This is a genomic window from Pseudarthrobacter sp. MDT3-1, assembly GCF_054510755.1.
On sequence record NZ_JBTNDX010000013.1, the window covers coordinates 101937 to 118520 of the forward strand.

Here is a 16584-nt window from a genome sequence, read left to right on the forward strand (position 1 = left end):
AGTGCGGGACACAGAGAGTCACAGCCCTGCCGAGATCACCGCGGTCGTTCCGGCCCGCAACGCGGAGCACCTGCTCCCGCGCTGTCTGGGGGCCCTGCGTCAGTCAGGTGTAGCCGAGATCATCGTGGTGGACGGATGCTCCACCGACCGCACCGTCGACCTCGCCCTAGCGGCCGGTGCCCGGGTCCTGAGTGACGAGGGGCGCGGCCTGCCATGGGCTCGAACGCTCGGTGTGCAGAGCAGCAGCACCCGTTGGGTCCTGCTCGTCGACGCCGACGTCGTGTTCGGGCCCACGGGGGTTGCCGACCTGCTCACGGAGCTGGTCGAGGGCGGCTACGACGCCCTCCAGGCCGGTCTGGAGAGTGTCGCTGGACCGGGCTACTGGGGGCAGGCGCTGGCACATCACCATCGCACCGGCCGCAGCCGCAACTGGTTCGGGCTTGTGGCGACGGTCGTCGACCGGGACCTCATGCTGGGCGTGGGTTTCGACGACTCGTTCAAGTCGGGAGAGGACATCGAGCTGCGTTGGCGGATGCGGGAGTCAGGGCTGCGAACGGCGGTGTCACGCCGGGTCGTCGTCGAACATCGTTTTGCCGCAGACGACTTCGACTTCGCGCTCGACCAGTTCCTCATGGACGGAACGGGACTGGGACGGATGGTCCGCAAGCACGGCTGGCGCGGTGCGAGGTTGGCGCTGCTGCCCTTCGCCGCGGCAGTCCGGGGCAGCGCCTTGAGCCTCGCCGCGGGCCAGCCACGGTGGCTGCGCTACTACTTCGCCTTCTGCTGGTATAACTACGCCGGCCTGGCGAAGGGGTTGCGTCGTGAGCGCTGAGCGGGGGACCACTGTCCGGGACGGCTCGACCGTCCGGCACTCCGCTTTGCGCAGCTCCCTCGGCCTCATCGTGGGCAAGGCTGCCCAGATTGGCTGGGGTTTTGCCTTCTGGGTCGTGGCCGCGCGCGCGACGTCAGACCGTGAGGTCGGGCTCACCATGGCCGCGGTCGCGGCAGTGATGATCTGCACGCAGCTCGCGGTGCTGGGTGCCGGGTCGGCCGTAATCGTCGCGGTGGGGCGAGGAGAGCCCCCCGCACGGGTGCTGGACTCGGCGTTCGCCATCGTGGGGGTAGCCGGCACCGTGCTGGCCCTCGGCTACCTCGTGCTGCAGTCGGCTGTGGCGCCGGACACGGCGTCGACATCGGTTCTCTTCTGGCTTACGTTCCTCGCGGCTGCCGTCACCGGCACCTTGGTGATTGTGCTGGACCAGGCGCTCGTGGCGTTGGGACGCGGTGCCAGCGCGACCTTGAGGTACGCGTTGGGCGGCGGGGTTTCACTCGGGGCTGCAGCGCTCGTGTCCTGGCAGGCGCACGGCGCCTCCGCCGACGTCGTAATGGCCTGCTGGACCCTCGGGAATACGGTGGCGTGCGTCGTCGGTGTGATCCAGCTGCGAAAACTGATTGGCTACCGGCCGCGACCATCCTTGCGCTCGGCGCGCGGCCGTCCACTGCTGGCGGTGGGTATTCCGTACCAGCTCCTCACCCTCACCGAGCGCGCCCCCGGGCTGGTGCTGCCGCTCCTGCTGGCCCACACGGTGGCGCCGGAGATCGCTGCCTACTGGTATCCCGCATGGATGATGGCCTGGGCCGCCTACTCCGCTCCGATGTTGATGGGCATCGTCCAGTTCTCCGAAGGCGTCCGCGACCCGCACCGCCTGGTGTCTACAACCTGGGCGAGTCTCCGTTGGTCGCTTGCCGTAGGAGGTCTGGCGGCAGTCGTCCTCGTCCTCCTCGCTCACCCGCTGCTCAGTCTGCTGGGCGAGCGGTACGCCGACGCATCCGCGGACGCTCTGCGGTGGTTGGCGGCCGGACTGGTGCCGTACGCGGTGCTGCAGGCGTACAACGCCGTGTGCCGGGCTCTCGGCCGCTACACAGAGCCGATCGTAGTAGGCGTGACGCTCGGAGTCGCCCTCTGCACCTCAGCGCTGTTCGTCGCCGGAACGGGCCCCGGCGCCATGGCCCTTGCGTGGCTGGTGGTGCTCTCCATTGGGGCCGTTGCGGCCGGCCTCCGGTTAGTCGCCGTTCTCCGGCGCATCACGAAGGAGTCACGATGACCACCACAATTGAAGCACCCAACCGCATCCAGGGACGCTGGAAGCCCCGTGACGTGTGGTGCGCACTGGCGGGAGTAGTGTCACTGGCTCTTGCCGTGTGGGCCGCGTCCACGGTGGCAGTGCCCGTTAGCAGCGATCTGGGGCTCGCCGCCGTGCTCCCCTACCCGTTCTGGGTGGGGGTTCTGATCCTGAACGTCGCCTTCATCGTGGCGCTGCGCGGAGATGCCGCGGGCCCGGCGCGCCGCCCGGTCATGTTGTGGCTGGTCGTGGTGCTGGTGCTCGTGCTCTTCGGGACCGCAGCCTTCGTGACGGACGTACCGCGGGGTGAGGTCGCGTTCCGTCATCTCGGCATTGCGGACGCCCTCTCGCGCACCGAGGGGATCGACCCCGACATCGATGCTTACTTCAACTGGCCGGGTTTCTTCGCCCTTCTGGCGACGGTGCTGAAGGCGACCGGTCTCGACCCGGTGACCGTTGCCCTGTGGGCACCGGTGCTCAACATGGGACTGTGGCTCGCTGCCCTGAGTGTGCTGACGGGCTACCTGACGCGCGATCCGCGGCGGCGCTGGCTCGTGCTCTGGATCTTCTGCCTCGGCAACTGGCAGGACCAGGACTACTTGTCTCCCCAGGCCTTCGGCTTCTTCCTGTACCTCGTCGTGATCGCGCTGGTCCTTGGCCCGTTGGCCGCGCGGACCCCTAAGTTTCTCGGCTTCGGACGCGCCGACCTGACGGCGTGGTGGCTAGGGCGGTCGCCCGCAGAGCACCGGCCGGGGCACCGGGTGAGCGCCCTCGCGGTGACCCTCTTGCTCATCACGGTCATCTGTGCGAGCCATCAGCTGACGCCGTTCCTGGTGCTCATCACCGTTACCGCTCTCACCTTGAGCGGACGTGTCTGGCCCAGCCGGCTGCCCCTGATCACCGCGGTCGTGCTGGCGCTTTGGCTCGTCTTTCCCGCCAGTGCATACCTCGCCGGGAACCCACCCCTGGCGGAAGGAGGACTGCTGGCCGCGATCGACGCCAACGTCGTCGACCGCGTGAGCGGGACTGCCGGCCACGTGCTCGTGGTGCAGGTCAGGGTCCTTCTCACCCTCGTGCTGTGGGCGCTCGCCACGGCGGGGGCCGTGCGCGACTGGCGCAGGGGGCGTCTCGACATCCGGGTGGTCCTCCTCGCCGTCACCCCACTGCTGCTCTTCCCCGTGCAGTTGTACGGCGGGGAGATGCTCATCCGCGTCTCGCTTTTCGCGTTGCCCTTCATCGCCCTGCAGGCGTGCTCGGTCCTGCTTCCCGCGGACGGCAGCACACGCCCCTCCTCCCGCGCCGCGGGTGGCCTTGTGCTCACGTGCCTCCTGCTGGCCGGGATGACCGTGACAGGCCGGTTCGGGAACGCCCAGTATGACGTCTTCACCGACAATGAGATCACCGCCGTCGCCGCTGTGAAGCGTCTCGCGCCCCCCGGCTCGATGATCATCTCGGCGTCCACCCCGACGCCGTGGCGCAGCGAGGCATACCTCGAACACCGGTACCGGACGATCGACTTCATGTGCAAGTCCGACTTGTCGACGGCGACGTGCGGCCCACTCGTCTACGAAGACGCCAGGGACAACCCTGCCGGTGCCGTCGTGCTGCTCACGCGCTCGTCGGAGGCGAGTCTCGTGCTCCGGGGCGTCAGCAGCGAGGGCAGCTTCGACGAGCTGGAGGCGTGGTTGAGCGCGCAGGACGGCGTGGAGCTCGTGTTCAGCAACGTTGACGCACGCGTTTACCGGGTGACACCATGAACGCCGGCATCAGCCGGCCCACCGCGGTGCTCGGTCTCGCGGCCGTCGCACTGTCGCTGGTGACGCTCCTCGGGCTGCCGACACCGCTGCAGGCGGTCGCCGCGATAGCCGTCCTCATCCTGCTTCCAGGGCAGGCACTGGCCCGCCTCACGCCGGTTACCGACTTCGCGCTCCGCGCGCTGCTGGTCCTGGCGCTTGGCCTCGCCGCCCTCACGGCGGTGTCCACGGCGATGTTCTACCTCGCTGTGTGGTCGTGGCAGGCATGCGTTGTCACGATGGGCGTCATCACCATCCTCGCGTGCATAGCACGCGCACGACAGGAGGCCGTTTCATGATCGATCTGTCGGGACTGCTCGCGACAGCCGCGCTGGTCGTCACCCTCGCCCTGCTCGTTACCCTCGTCGGGCTTGAGGTCCGACGCGTTGGGCCGGAAGCCGGTCAGCCCACGACACGTCCGAGGCTACTCGGCCGGACAGTGAGCCGCAGGGTCGTGGCCGTCATGTGGATGGTGTCCCTGCTCTTCTTCCTTCCACGTGTGTTGGAACTGCTAGCGTGAGCCGCCCGGCACGGTGGTGGCTCCTCAGCGACCTGCACCTGGGTGTGTCCGACGACGACCCCCGGTGCCCCGGCAAAGTGCTGCCCGATTTCCTGCGCCGCGAGGTGCTCGCTGCCTCCGGTCTGCAGCAGCACGTCGTCTTTGTCGGTGACACGTTCGAGCTGGCTGGGGTCAATGAGGACGAGAGCCTGGCCCGGCTCGAGTCCATCCTCGTCCGACATCTCGAGACGTTCCGGGCGCTGGAGGAGTGTGCGGCGCGCGGCGTGCACCTGCACTTCGTGTGCGGAAACCACGATGTGGAGCTGGCCCGGCCCTCGGTTGCGGCCCGCCTGTCGGCGCTGCTGTCCCCCGCAGAGCCCACGCGGGTCCGGGTGCACCCGTGGTTCCTGCACGTGCCCCATGTGCTCGTGGCCGAGCACGGGCACCAGCACCACGCGCTGCACCGGATTCCCGAGGTGCTCCGCGCGGCGGTCAACGGCACCGACGAGCTGGACCTTCCGCCGCTCGCCGCCTGGCACGCCCATCCGTCGAGGTCGCGCCTGGGCCGTGCCCGGGCCGTTGCCCGGTCGTGCCTGGCGTCGGAGCTGGCGGAACGTCGCATTCGGGAGCCCGCGTACGACGAGCTGTTGCAGGGCGAGTCACTGCGGCTCGCGCTCGACGGGGTGGCCGTTCGGGACCTGGCGCGCCTGTCCCGGTTCCGGACGGTGTCGGCGCTCCCGGTCGCCGCGACTCGCATAGTGCTCTCGGCCGCCGGGCGCAGAGTCACCGGCGAGAAGGCTCCTGCTGCAGCGGGCCGGTTCGCACGTACCCTCGAGGCGCACGGTTCCGGAGTGGCCTGGTACGTCTCGGGCCACACCCACCGGGCCCTCGAGTCGGCGCTCGAGGCGTGCCCCACCCGATACGTCAACACCGGCACGTGGTGTTCGGACGTCCGCGGTCGCGGACCTGACCAGTCGGACCGTCGGGCGTTCCCGTACGCCGTGGTCGACGTCGCCCGCGACGGCACCACCAGCGGCGGGCTGCGGTACTGGCGTCCGGACGGTGGCTGAGCCGGGCATCGCGCCGGCGGCGCGCGGGGGGGAGTATTGCGGCTCACCGCCGCTGGCTACCATCCGGACCGGCGCGGCTGACAAGTGACCTGGGCTCTGCGAGACTTCCGTCATGGCTGAAAACAAGACCCAGGCAACCGGCGCCTCAGTGGACGAATTCCTGGCCGCAGTCGGGGACCCTGTCAGGCACCGTGATGGCCAGCGGCTGCTGGCGCTCATGAGGGAGATCACCGGCAAAGAGCCCGAGATGTGGGGGCCGACCATCGTGGGCTTTGGGCGGTACCACTACTGACTGACGCGCGACATGGCACTTAACCGCAGTCCCGGGCACCGACACTGCCGCCAAGTGCCATGTCGGCGCAGCGCAGGGCACAAAAAACCCCGCCGCCGGTGACGGCAACGGGGGTTTTTGTGCAGTTTGAGGCTGCGTAACCGGAAAGGCTACTTGCCTGCGACTACGTTGAGTTCGATCACAGCAGCAACGTCAGCGTGGAGGCGGACGTTGGCCTGGTAGGAACCAACCGACTTGATGTGTGCCGGCAGTTCAACCTTGCGCTTGTCGATTTTGCCAAGGCCAGCGGCCTCAACAGCGTCGGCTACGTCGGCCTGCTTGACGGTGCCGAACAGGCGTCCGGTCTCGCCAGCCTTGACGACGAGCTTGACCGGCTTCGCGGAGAGTGCAGCGGCCTGCTTCTGAGCGTCTTCCAGGGAAGCGTGCTCGCGGGCGGCGCGGGCAGTCTTGATGGACTCAACCTGCTTCTCGCCACCCTTCGACCAGGTCAGGGCGAAGTTGCGGGGCAGCAGGTAGTTACGTGCGTAACCGTCCTTGACCTCGACAACGTCGCCAGCGGCACCGAGACCGGTTACTTCGTGGGTCAGAATGAGCTTTGCCATGTTAGTCAGTCCCTTCCTTAGCCGCGGCCAGCGCCGGAGTAGGGCAGCAGTGCAACTTCGCGGGCGTTCTTGATTGCCTGGGCGATCTTGCGCTGTTCCTGCACCGTGACGCCAGTGACGCGACGGGCGCGGATCTTTCCGCGGTCGGAGATGAACTTGCGCAGCAATGCTACGTCCTTGTAGTCGATGACAGTGATGTCAGCGGCCTTCAAGGGGTTGGACTTTGGTTTGGGCTTACGGAGTTCAGCCTTAGCCATCGTGGAGCTCCTATTCTATGGAGCCCGTGGATGTTGATCCACGGGATGGTGGTGGTCCGACGGCGACAGCCACGTCAGATGCCTTGCGGCACTTTCGGCGGTCCCGGCGTCGGGCCTAAATGATTGGTTTAGAAGGGAGGTTCGGAATCGGGGCCGTTGCCCCAGCCGCCACCTGCATTGGAGACACCGGGCGTCGCCCAGGGATCCTCCTGTGCAGCCGGCTGGTTGCCGCCACCGAAGCTTCCACCGGAGTTGCCGCCCTGGTTTCCACCAGTGTTGCCGCCTCCGAAGCCGCCGCCGCTGTTGCCGCCGCCGAAGCCACCCTGACCACCCTGACCACCGGAGCGTTGGGTGCGGTTGACCTTGGCATTGGCGTAACGCAGGCTCGGGCCGATTTCATCGACTTCGAGCTCGATAACGGTGCGCTTTTCGCCTTCTTTTGTTTCGTAGGAACGGCTCTTCAAACGGCCGGAAACGATCACGCGCATGCCCTTGGTGAGGGACTCTGCGACGTTCTCGGCTGCTTCACGCCAAACCGCTGCGCGGAGGAACAGGGTTTCCCCGTCCTTCCACTCATTGGACTGGCGGTCAAAGGTGCGCGGGGTGGAAGCGATGGTGAAGTTCGCGACTGCCGAACCTGACGGTGTGAACCGCAATTCCGGGTCACTGGTGAGATTACCGATGACCGTAATAGTGGTTTCGCCTGCCATCTACTGCCTCCTTGTTCGATCCTGGGTGAAGAATTCGATCCTGCGGGGTAAAGAATGAAAATCGGAGCTGAAATTACTCAGCAACAACCTTCTGCTCTTCGGGGCGGGTGATCTTGGTGCGCATGATGGTCTCGTTAAGAGACAGCTGGCGGTCAAGTTCCTTGGCGGTGTCCGGCTTGGCGGTGAAGTTCACCACGGCGTAGATACCTTCGGACTTCTTCTTGATTTCGTAAGCCAGTCGACGACGGCCCCAGATGTCAACCTTTTCGATGGTTCCACCATCGTTGGTGATGACGTTCAGGAACTTCTGAAGCGACGGCTCAACGGTACGCTCTTCGACCTCGGGGTCGATGATTACCATCAATTCGTAAGGACGCATATGTGAACCCACCTCCTTTGGGCTAAGCGGTTACGGCATTTCCGTAACAGGAGGTTCATTTGCGATGCCGTGCAATGCCCGGCCAACAGAACGGAGGCAGGGCGCAGCACAGACTTCAATATCTTAGTGCATTTGGACCGGATAGGCGATTCGCGCTTGACTCAAGGCTACGCGTAGCGCGCGCGTCGCCGGAAGCGTCCGGCGGGCTATGTGGATAACCCGGGAAACAGGCTCCGCGCATGAGGCAAAAGTCTCTGGTGCCCGCCGCGGAACAGGGCTATATTTGCAAGAACGGCTGGGTACCGTGCTGGACGCAATGACGCGGCCAGGAAAGCCGGTCCGCGTGTCGCGCAAGCGGCTGGATGGACCCAGGATTTTGGATAGAGCAAGCAGTTCGGTCTCCTTCTTCGATGGATGGGGACCACATGTCGTTAATAGGCAGAAGCAGGGAATTGGACCGGATACTCTCCGTAATCCGGGGTCCTAAGGATTCAGCCCTCAAGGTGGTGGGCCGGCGTGGGATGGGCAAATCCGCCCTCCTGTCCGAGATTCCCCGCCTTTCCGACTTCCGAACCGTTTTTCTCACCGCGAGCGTGTCCGAGTCCGACTGGCCGCTCTCCGGCCTTACCGCGCTCCTCACCGGCATCGACGACCCCGTCCTTAACCGTTTCGCCGATGAACTACTGCGCGATTCCAGCGGCGCCATGAACGTCCCCACTGTCTCCACCATGTTGCTCAACGGACTGCACCAGCGCTCGTCATCCCGGACGGTCATCGTCATCGATGATGCCGACCAGCTGGACCCCAGCAGCCAGGCCGTGATCGGATACCTGGCACGCCGGCTGACCGGGACGGACATGGCACTGTTTATGAGCGTGCGGGAAGAGACTGCCGAAAGTCCCTTCGCCTCCCTGCCGGCCCTCCAGTTGGCGCCGCTGAGCTACAACGACACGGTCCGCATGTTGGAGTCCATTCCGGCTCGGCAGACCGCGACAGCGGCGGTCCACGCAGTTGCCGCGGCCACCCAGGGGAACCCGCTCGCCGCCGTCGAGCTTTTTGGGCTGCTGCTGGAACGCCAGGCCGAGGGAAAATACGCACTCCCCGTCCCGCTCCCCGGCAAAGGCAGCTTCGAGGCCGAGTTCGCCGCCACCGTGGGCGGGCTCTCGCCAGGTGCGAGGCAGGTCCTGGACCTCCTCTCGCTGTCCTGCCGCAGCGATATCGCCACCCTGGAACGGGCATGCGACCAACTGTGGGGCGGGATCGACGAACTGCTGGCAAATGGCATGGTCAACCGGTCCGGACCACACCTGAGGATCCAGGACCAGCTGCTCCGGGGCTACGTTTATGCTGCCATGACACCGGCAACGCGGACCGCCAGCCACCGTGCCATGGCGGCCGCAGCGGAGCCCGCGGATCCCTATGCCCACCGCTGGCATCTGAGTTTTACCGCTTTGGAGCGGCAGACTCCGTTTGGCCTGCTCCGGTTTGCCGTTGACCTGATCCGAAGCGGCGAGGTGCCCTTCGCCGTCGAGTACATTGAACGGGCCCTGACCATCAACCCTTGGGAAGCGGAGACCACCGCCAGGCTCACCACGGTGGCCGAACTGCTGTTGAACAGGGGTGAGTTCGTCTACGCCAAGCGCTACCTGGACTGGGCCCAGCGGGTGACGCGGAACCCTGCCTTGGTCCTTCGACTGACAGGCCTCGCCTTCGAGATCCAGTTCATCCAGGGCGGCGCCGTGCGCTCCAGCATGGTGCTCCGGCTGGTGAAGGAATTCGGACAGCATGATCCGGCATTTGCAGCCCGCCTGCTCGTGGCCGCTGCGCTGTACTACGCGGACCGTTGGGAGCTTGAGGATGCCACCGGCCTGGTGCAGTACGCCGAGAAGTACCTGGACCATGCCTCCCCCGACTGCCTGGCACTGGCGGACAGCGCCCAGCGGCTCATCGAGGTGATCGGCGGGAAGTCCGGACAGTTCGGCCGCAAGCCCGACGGCGGGAACGAAACCGTGGCGTCCCTTCTGGTACAGGGCCGCGCGCTGGCCTACGCCGAACACCATGCTGCCGCCCAGGAGGCCTTTGCCCGGGTGCGGAACGTGCTGGAGGCCAATACCGTCAATTGGCGGGAAACCGCCGATTTCTTTGCTGTGGACAACGAAATCCGTGCCGGCAACGTCCGGAAAGCCGTGAAACTGATCGAGGACCTTGAACTGGCCGAACCGGAAACCAAATACCACCGTGGAATGCGGCACGTCTTCCGGGTCTGGCGGGCCAATGCGCTCGGAAACGAGCAACTCGCCCACGCCTACGCAACAGACGCACAGCACTTCTCCGGGGCGGAAAGCCACCCGGCCATCACGGCGCAACTGGCCGCGTGCCAGGGGCATTTTGCCCTCATGCGCGGAAATCTCGCCGAGTCCTTCGCGCAGCTGTCCCGGGCAGCGGAGATCGGCCAGGCCTTCAGCAACCCGACTCTGCTGCGCTGTGAGGCCGATCTGGTGGAAGTCCTGGTCAGGCTGGGCAGGCACAGGGAAGCCGCCCAGGCACTGTGGCACTTGGAAAGCCGGGCGGTGGGCCTGCGTTCGCCATGGCTCATGATGGCGGTTGCCCGGAGCCGGGCGATGCTGGCTGACGGCGAGCAGTCCCTCCAGATGTTCAATGATGCACTTGCAGGCAGGAACGCCCAGGAGTCCCTGCTGGAACGCGCCAGGACACTGCTCTGCTACTCCGAACGCCTCAACGCCTTCGGCCGCCTTCGGAGCGCCCGGGACGGTCTGCTTCGTGCCAAAGTGATGTTCGACGAAGCGGGTGCCCATGCCTGGGCCCAGCACGTGGACTCGCTGCTGCTCGACGAGCGGGTGGAACCAGCCGGCACGCCCGACAATCCGGCGATGCTGATGCTTGCAGACCACGAACGCGTGCTGGCCCGAATGGTGGCCCGCGGGATGCGGAACAAGGAAATCGCGGCCACCCTCTATGTGTCCGTCCGGACCGTGGAGGTGCGCCTGACTGCGATTTACAGGAAGCTCGGAGTCGAATCACGAGCCCAGCTGACGGCCCTTGCGGCCGGCAAGGAAGCCGCCTTCGCTAAGGAGCCGTTCGTCCTTCCTGCCGTCTAGGACAGTAGCCGGGCGGCGTGCCCCCTGATGGGGTGCATCCCGCCGCCGGGCCCCGAGCTGAGGCACCGGCGTTGCAGGTAACCGCAGTTCCCGCATTGTTCCCGGCCAGCGCCCGCAGTACCGCTTCCGTTCCGCCCCGGAACGGGACGGAAGGGACTAATTTTGCAATAGGCAATGAACATCCCGGAGCTGCACGTGGGAAGGACTCGGACATGAGAACGGCCACCAGGAAGGCCGGTGCACGGTGACTGCGGAAACCGTCCTTGCCCGCATCAACGTCATGGAACCCTGGCTCGGCGACAAAGAAGCCCGAGCCGTGGCGGACGTCCTGGCCTCCGGTCTGCTCTCGCAAGGGCCCAAGGTCAGAGAGTTCGAGGCGAGGTTCAGCGCCTCTCAAGAAGTGCGCCACGCCGTCGCAACCTCCAGCAGTACCACCGCACTGCACCTGGCGCTGATAGTGGCCGGCATCGGTCCCGGCGATGACGTGGTGGTGCCGTCGCTGGCCTTCATCGCCACGGCGAATGCTGTCACGTATATCGGGGCACGGCCGGTTTTCTGCGACGTGGACCCCGCCACCGGGACTGTGACTGCGGCCACGGTCCGGGCGGCATTGACCCTGGACACGCGGGCCGTGATCGTGGTGGACCAGTCCGGCGTCCCCGTTGACCTGGACCCCGTCCGCGAACTGTGCGACCGTCACGAAATCACTGTGATCGAAGACGCCGGCTGCGCCGTTGGCTCTGAATACAAGGGCAGGCCCGTGGGCACGGGGGCCGACATTACCGTGTGGTCGTTCCACCAGGACAATGTGCTGACCACTGGCGAGGGCGGGATGCTGACAACCCACCGGGCGGACTGGGCGGCACGGGCCCGGAGCCTCCGCGGCCACTCCCTGAACGTGCCGGCGGCGGACCGTCGCGGATCCCGCATTGCCGCGCCGGAGGTGTACGTCGAGGTCGGCTTCGACTACCAGATGACGGATCTGCAGGCCACCGTCGGCATCGTGCAGCTCGGCCGGCTGGGCGAGATAGTGGCTCGCCGACGGGAGATCGCCGCGAAGTATGAGGCAGGGCTTTCCGGCCTGACTGGTCTGCGGTTTGTGGCCGACCCACCGTACGGGACGGCCAACTTCCAGTCCTTTTGGGTCGAAGTCCTCCCGGATTTCGCCATTGACCGCGAAGGGCTCCTGGCCCGCCTGGCCGATGCCGGAATTTCGGCGCGCCGCGGCGCCATGGCGGCTCACCGGCAGCCTGCCTACCGGTGGCGCGAAACTGGCAACGCAGGGCTCCACAACACCGAACGGCTGACGGACCGGACCCTGGTTCTCCCGATTTTCCACGGCCTAGACAACGTGGGCCTGAACCGGGTCATGAACAGCGTACGGGCGGCCGCCGGTGTACGCCGGTGAGCGAACTCGTGCTGATCGCAGCAAGCGGGCTGGCCCGGGAGGTCCTGACCATGGTCCGCGCCAGCGGGCAGTACGACGTCGTAGGGCTGCTCGACGACGACAAGGAAATGGCAGGCGTCACCGTGGACGGTGCGCCGGTGCTGGGGACCATTGACGACGCCTCCAAGTTCACGCACGCACTGGTGCTGGTCTGCCTGGCCTCGGGAAAATCCCGGGAAACCGTGGTGGAACGGCTGGCGGCCCAGGGCGTGCGCGATGCCCGGTACGCCACTGCGATCGACCCCACCGTGGAGTGCCCCGAGGGTTGCCGGATCGGCCGGGGCAGCATCCTGCTGCGGAATGTGACGCTGACGGCTTCGGTCACGCTTGGGGCGCATGTTGTGGCCATGCCGTCCGTAACTTTCACGCACGACGACGACGTGGCGGACTTCGCGACGTTCGCCGCCGGTGTGTCGCTGGGCGGCGGAGTCCGGATCGGCCGGGCGGCCTACCTGGGACTGAATTCCAGCGTCCGGGCACGGACTTCAGTGGGGTCCTACGCGACTGTTGGCATGGGGGCGGCAGTGTTGAGCAACGTACCCGACGGCGAAACATGGGTCGGCGTCCCAGCCCACCCTATCGATCAGGAATGAGGCAGGGAAAGCACTCCGGCGGCAAGGCGCACTCCATGGCGGGGGCCAGCTTCAGTGCAGCCCGCTCCTCGACCGGTCTAAGTTCGTCGACGCGTTCACTCACTGGACCTCCCTCCATGGTGTGCCTATGAGCGCTGTCCCGGCCGATGCGCGGCCCTCGATATGCGCGATCCGGCGCCCTCGCAGATAGCCAGCGGCAGTGCAGGCCAGAACGGCCATCACCGCACCAGCGCGGCCCAAGCCCTGGGGGTTTGATCCCCGGCCCCAATCACGAATCCCGGAAAAAACGGCCCGTGGCAGTACGCTCCGGACGTATCGCCGCTCAGGGCCGAGTGCCCGCTTGTGGCCAACGATCTGGCTGACCTGGGCTTTGGAGATACCTTCGGACCAGGAACGCGACAACATGTAGGGGATGGTTCCCCTGTCGGCAGGGACGTGGTGACGAACCAGAGCGGCCGGCTCGTAGACGATCCGTGACCCGGGTGAGCCCATCTTGGAGCGGATGCAAATTTCGGTCTCCTCGCACCCGAGCGGTTTCGTGCCTTGCCGGCCGAGGGAGACATTGAATCCGCCCACCTGGCGGAGGACTTCGAGCCTGAAAGACATGTTTGCGCCGATGACATTCCGGACCTCGGAGGCCACCTTGGGCATTCCGCGGTGGCTGCATCCTACGATCCAGTCGAGCTCTTCACCGAAGTAGCCCGGACGGCCCGTTTCCCACACCGGTTCCACGCGGCCGCCGACGGCCAGGACATCAGGATCGTCATAGAGGGCGAGCAGCCGCTCCAGCCAGTCCGGCGCGGCTTCGGCGTCGTCGTCCAAGAAAGCCACGACGTCGGCGTCTGCCAGGCCCACCCCGGTATTTCGTGCGCCTGAGAGCCCCGGGGGGCCAGAGCTTTCAACTACTGTCACGTTGTCCACGATTTCGATGAGCCGCTCATACAGAGCCTCGTTGTGGTCAATGACCACCAGGACCTCCTGGGGCGCGACCGTTTGGGCCCGGACGGACTCGATGACATCCAGTAGCAGGTCCCAACGCTTCGCGGTGTAGGTACAAATGACAATAGAGGCGGTCGGCGGCGGGTTAAGGCTAAACATGCTGGCCTCCCCGAGCCGCGGAGAGGACTGTTTGGGGATCCATAGGCGTCCGCGGGACGCTGACATTTGCGTAGGTATATTTCACCCGGCGGAGGGCTTCAGGTCTGGCGCCTGCGGTGGGCGCCTCCCACATGGNTAGGTCAGGCAGGAAGAGGACTAAACATGGCCGGGACTCCATCCTTAAGGATGGGGTCCCGGCCATGTTTAGCGAACCTGCGACACAAGGTTCAGGAATTTCATAGGCCGCACTTCTCGCCTATTTATGTCGATGTTCGCGGTATGCCGACCTTCTTGCGCCGTCACAGATCAGATGGGTGGGGAGCCTGGAATTATCGGCATAACCGCGGGGTCTGGTTCCTCCTTCATGTAACTGCCATTCATGAAGGAGGAAGACATGAGTGTCCTACAACCAAGGTATGCAGGGTTCGTGTGAGCGGACCGTTGGCGTCATTCGCACCTGCGTTCAGGTGGGCGTTGAAGGATATGGGCTTTACGCCGTTGACGCCAGCGAGCTGAGGATGGCGGCTGACTTGAGTCGCTGGCCCCAAGAGCAGGGACTCGGAGCAGCAGATTTAACTTAGGCTCCGATCCAAGAGCGGGCCGGCCCGCTCGCCTCCTGGGGGAGTTCGTCGACGCGTTCGCTCACTGGACCTCGCTCCACGGTGCGCGCGCAATGACGGTCCCGGACAGCGGGCGGCCCTCCACGTGCGCTATCCGGCGTCCGCGTACGTACCCGGCGGCCGTCCAAGCCAGGACTGCGATGACGGCTCCCGCCCGGCCCAGCCCCTGAGGGTTGTCGCCCCGGCCCCAATCGCGCACTCCCGCAAAAACCGCCCGTGGCAGTACGCTCCGGACGTAGCGCCGTTCCGGGCCTAGAGCCCGCTTTTGGCCTACCACCCGGCTGACCTGGGCTTTGGAGATACCTTCGGACCAGGAACGCGACAGCATGTAGCGCAAAGTCCCCCTGTCCGCCGGCACATGGTGGCGGACCAAAGCCGCGGGTTCGTAGACGATCCGCGATCCGGGTGAGCCCATCTTCGAACGGATGCAGATCTCGGTCTCCTCACAGCCAAGGGGCAAGGTGCCCTGGCGCCCCAGCGAAAGGTTGAAGCCGCCCACCTGGCGGAGGACTTCGCGCCTGAAGGACATGTTTGCGCCGATGACGTTCCGGACCTCGGAGGCCACCTTGGGCATTCCGCGGTGGCTGCATCCTACGATCCAGTCGAGCTCTTCACCGAAGTAGCCCGGACGGCCCGTTTCCCACACCGGTTCCACGCGGCCGCCGACGGCCAAGACATCAGGATCGTCATAAAGGGCAAGCAGCCGTTGAAGCCAGTCCGGGGCTGCCTCGGCGTCGTCGTCGAGGAAGGCCACAATGTCCGAGTCGGCAAGTCCGACGCCGGTGTTCCGCGCTCCGGACAACCCGCGTGGACCGCTGCTCTCCACCACCGTCACGTCATCTACAATTTCGGTGAGCCGCTCGTAGAGGTCCGCGTTATGGTCAATCACCACCAGGACCTCCTGGGGTGCAACTGATTGGGCCCGGACGGACTCTATGACGTCCAGCAACCGGTCCCAACGCCTTTCGGTATAAGCACAAATGACGATCGTTACGCTCGGACGTGCACCACGATCCAGCATGCTACGCTCCCCGAACGAGGGAGAGAACCGCTTGGGGATCCATAGGCGTCCGCGGGACGCTGACATTTGCGTAGGTATATTTCACCCGGCGGAGGGCTTCAGGTCTGGCGCCTGCGGTGGGCGCCTCCCACATGGTGCATTCGCGCGCCAGCGTTCCCAGTACCCGCCAGCCGTCACGGAACGTCTGCAGGTTCGACGCGCCGGAGATCCGGTCCAGCTCCAGGCTGGGGACTTCGGCAATGCGCAGACCGGCCTTTGCCGCCCGGACAATCAGCTCGGTCTCAATTTCAAAGCCGTCCGATTCCAGCTGAAGGATCTCCAGGCATTCCCTCCGAAACGCAATATATCCATAGCAAAGGTCAGAGTAGTTGCTATGCAGGACCGCATTGGCCAATCCGGTCAGAGCGCGGTTGCCGGCCTTCCTCAGCCGGGTCAGGTCTTCGGATCCTCCGCCCGTGACATGGCGCGAGCCCTTAACGAAGTCGAAATCGTGCTGAAGCGGGGCAACGAACCAGCCGATCTCCTGCGGATCCATGCTGCCATCCGCGTCCAGCATGACAATGATGTCCCCGGAGGCTGCGGCAAAACCCGAGCGGAGGGCCACGCCCTTGCCCTTGCGCTGCTCATCGACGATGACAAGGTTCTCGCGGATAGCGCGGGCTACTCCCACCGTGTTGTCCGTGGAACGGCCGTCCACGATGACAACCTCGTCCACATACGAGGGAATCCGGCGAAGAACCCACGGGATATTCCTCGCCTCGTTCAGGGTGGGAATGACGACACTGACTGACGCCCTCGGAGCTTCGAAGGCCAGCATCGGGAATGTTATTGGGAGCTGGGTTGAAATAGACAAATACCTCACCACTTCATGACGCTTGCGGATTTAGTCAACTCCGCACTCGGCTCGGAAGTCGGGCGCGGCACTAGCGCTACATCCGGTCATGGGTCTGGTCTCTGGCCC

17 protein-coding genes are annotated in these 16584 nt (G+C 65.6%); 10 read left to right on the top strand and 7 right to left on the bottom strand.

From position 1 onward, the window contains the following. Window position 1: 1 nt before the first annotated feature. The 7 genes from ACX80X_RS12210 to ACX80X_RS12240 all read left to right on the top strand — a co-directional run bounded on the left by ACX80X_RS12210 (window position 2) and on the right by ACX80X_RS12240 (window position 5777). Window positions 2-832 carry a glycosyltransferase gene (locus tag ACX80X_RS12210; protein WP_459309686.1) on the top strand — a complete coding sequence of 277 codons (831 nt, stop codon included), beginning with the start codon at window positions 2-4 and terminating at the stop codon, window positions 830-832. After that, window positions 822-2105: a lipopolysaccharide biosynthesis protein gene (locus tag ACX80X_RS12215; RefSeq protein ID WP_252611456.1), complete on the top strand. Its 1284-nt coding sequence runs from the start codon at window positions 822-824 to the stop codon at window positions 2103-2105. The genes ACX80X_RS12210 and ACX80X_RS12215 overlap by 11 nt, the downstream gene beginning before the upstream one ends. Then, on the top strand, window positions 2102-3880 hold the full coding sequence (locus ACX80X_RS12220; RefSeq protein ID WP_252611454.1) for a glycosyltransferase: 1779 nt from the start codon (window positions 2102-2104) through the stop codon (window positions 3878-3880). The genes ACX80X_RS12215 and ACX80X_RS12220 overlap by 4 nt, the downstream gene beginning before the upstream one ends. Then, a complete protein-coding gene (locus tag ACX80X_RS12225) occupies window positions 3877-4215 on the top strand; it encodes a hypothetical protein (RefSeq protein WP_104062931.1) in 339 nt (112 codons plus the stop codon). Before ACX80X_RS12220 ends, ACX80X_RS12225 begins: the two co-directional genes overlap by 4 nt. Beyond that, a complete protein-coding gene (locus ACX80X_RS12230; protein WP_252614508.1) occupies window positions 4212-4436 on the top strand; it encodes a hypothetical protein in 225 nt (74 codons plus the stop codon). Before ACX80X_RS12225 ends, ACX80X_RS12230 begins: the two co-directional genes overlap by 4 nt. Beyond that, window positions 4433-5485: a metallophosphoesterase family protein gene (locus ACX80X_RS12235; RefSeq protein WP_252614507.1), complete on the top strand. Its 1053-nt coding sequence runs from the start codon at window positions 4433-4435 to the stop codon at window positions 5483-5485. Before ACX80X_RS12230 ends, ACX80X_RS12235 begins: the two co-directional genes overlap by 4 nt. Window positions 5486-5597: 112 nt before the next feature. Further along, a complete protein-coding gene (locus tag ACX80X_RS12240) occupies window positions 5598-5777 on the top strand; it encodes a hypothetical protein (protein ID WP_308293052.1) in 180 nt (59 codons plus the stop codon). Between the two features lie 149 nt (window positions 5778-5926). On the opposite strand, the gene rplI is transcribed toward ACX80X_RS12240, so the two are convergent. From rplI to rpsF, 4 genes are all read right to left on the bottom strand, one after another. Next, complete coding sequence (gene rplI, locus ACX80X_RS12245; RefSeq protein WP_056341694.1) at window positions 5927-6379, bottom strand: 50S ribosomal protein L9; 453 nt, start codon at window positions 6377-6379, stop codon at window positions 5927-5929. Between the two features lie 17 nt (window positions 6380-6396). Beyond that, window positions 6397-6636: a 30S ribosomal protein S18 gene (gene rpsR / locus ACX80X_RS12250; protein ID WP_003800144.1), complete on the bottom strand. Its 240-nt coding sequence runs from the start codon at window positions 6634-6636 to the stop codon at window positions 6397-6399. 128 nt (window positions 6637-6764) lie between these two features. Continuing rightward, window positions 6765-7346: a single-stranded DNA-binding protein gene (locus ACX80X_RS12255; RefSeq protein WP_056341689.1), complete on the bottom strand. Its 582-nt coding sequence runs from the start codon at window positions 7344-7346 to the stop codon at window positions 6765-6767. Window positions 7347-7419: 73 nt separating this feature from the next. Beyond that, window positions 7420-7725 carry a 30S ribosomal protein S6 gene (gene rpsF, locus ACX80X_RS12260; RefSeq protein ID WP_011693941.1) on the bottom strand — a complete coding sequence of 102 codons (306 nt, stop codon included), beginning with the start codon at window positions 7723-7725 and terminating at the stop codon, window positions 7420-7422. Between the two features lie 425 nt (window positions 7726-8150). On the opposite strand from rpsF, the gene ACX80X_RS12265 reads away from it, so the two are divergent. From ACX80X_RS12265 to ACX80X_RS12275, 3 genes are all read left to right on the top strand, one after another. Next, window positions 8151-10844 carry an AAA family ATPase gene (locus ACX80X_RS12265; protein WP_459312188.1) on the top strand — a complete coding sequence of 898 codons (2694 nt, stop codon included), beginning with the start codon at window positions 8151-8153 and terminating at the stop codon, window positions 10842-10844. Window positions 10845-11088: 244 nt separating this feature from the next. After that, entirely contained in the window at window positions 11089-12252 is a 1164-nt protein-coding gene (locus tag ACX80X_RS12270; RefSeq protein ID WP_252614505.1) for a DegT/DnrJ/EryC1/StrS family aminotransferase, read from the top strand. After that, entirely contained in the window at window positions 12249-12884 is a 636-nt protein-coding gene (locus ACX80X_RS12275) for a NeuD/PglB/VioB family sugar acetyltransferase (RefSeq protein WP_252611444.1), read from the top strand. The genes ACX80X_RS12270 and ACX80X_RS12275 overlap by 4 nt, the downstream gene beginning before the upstream one ends. 99 nt (window positions 12885-12983) lie before the next feature. Here the strand turns inward: ACX80X_RS12275 and ACX80X_RS12280 are convergent, their stop codons facing one another. From ACX80X_RS12280 to ACX80X_RS12290, 3 genes are all read right to left on the bottom strand, one after another. Next, window positions 12984-13982 carry a glycosyltransferase gene (locus tag ACX80X_RS12280; protein ID WP_459312190.1) on the bottom strand — a complete coding sequence of 333 codons (999 nt, stop codon included), beginning with the start codon at window positions 13980-13982 and terminating at the stop codon, window positions 12984-12986. Between the two features lie 642 nt (window positions 13983-14624). After that, window positions 14625-15623: a glycosyltransferase family 2 protein gene (locus ACX80X_RS12285; RefSeq protein WP_254749588.1), complete on the bottom strand. Its 999-nt coding sequence runs from the start codon at window positions 15621-15623 to the stop codon at window positions 14625-14627. Between the two features lies 1 nt (window position 15624). Next, entirely contained in the window at window positions 15625-16440 is an 816-nt protein-coding gene (locus ACX80X_RS12290) for a glycosyltransferase family 2 protein (RefSeq protein ID WP_252600823.1), read from the bottom strand. Window positions 16441-16584 lie beyond the last annotated feature (144 nt).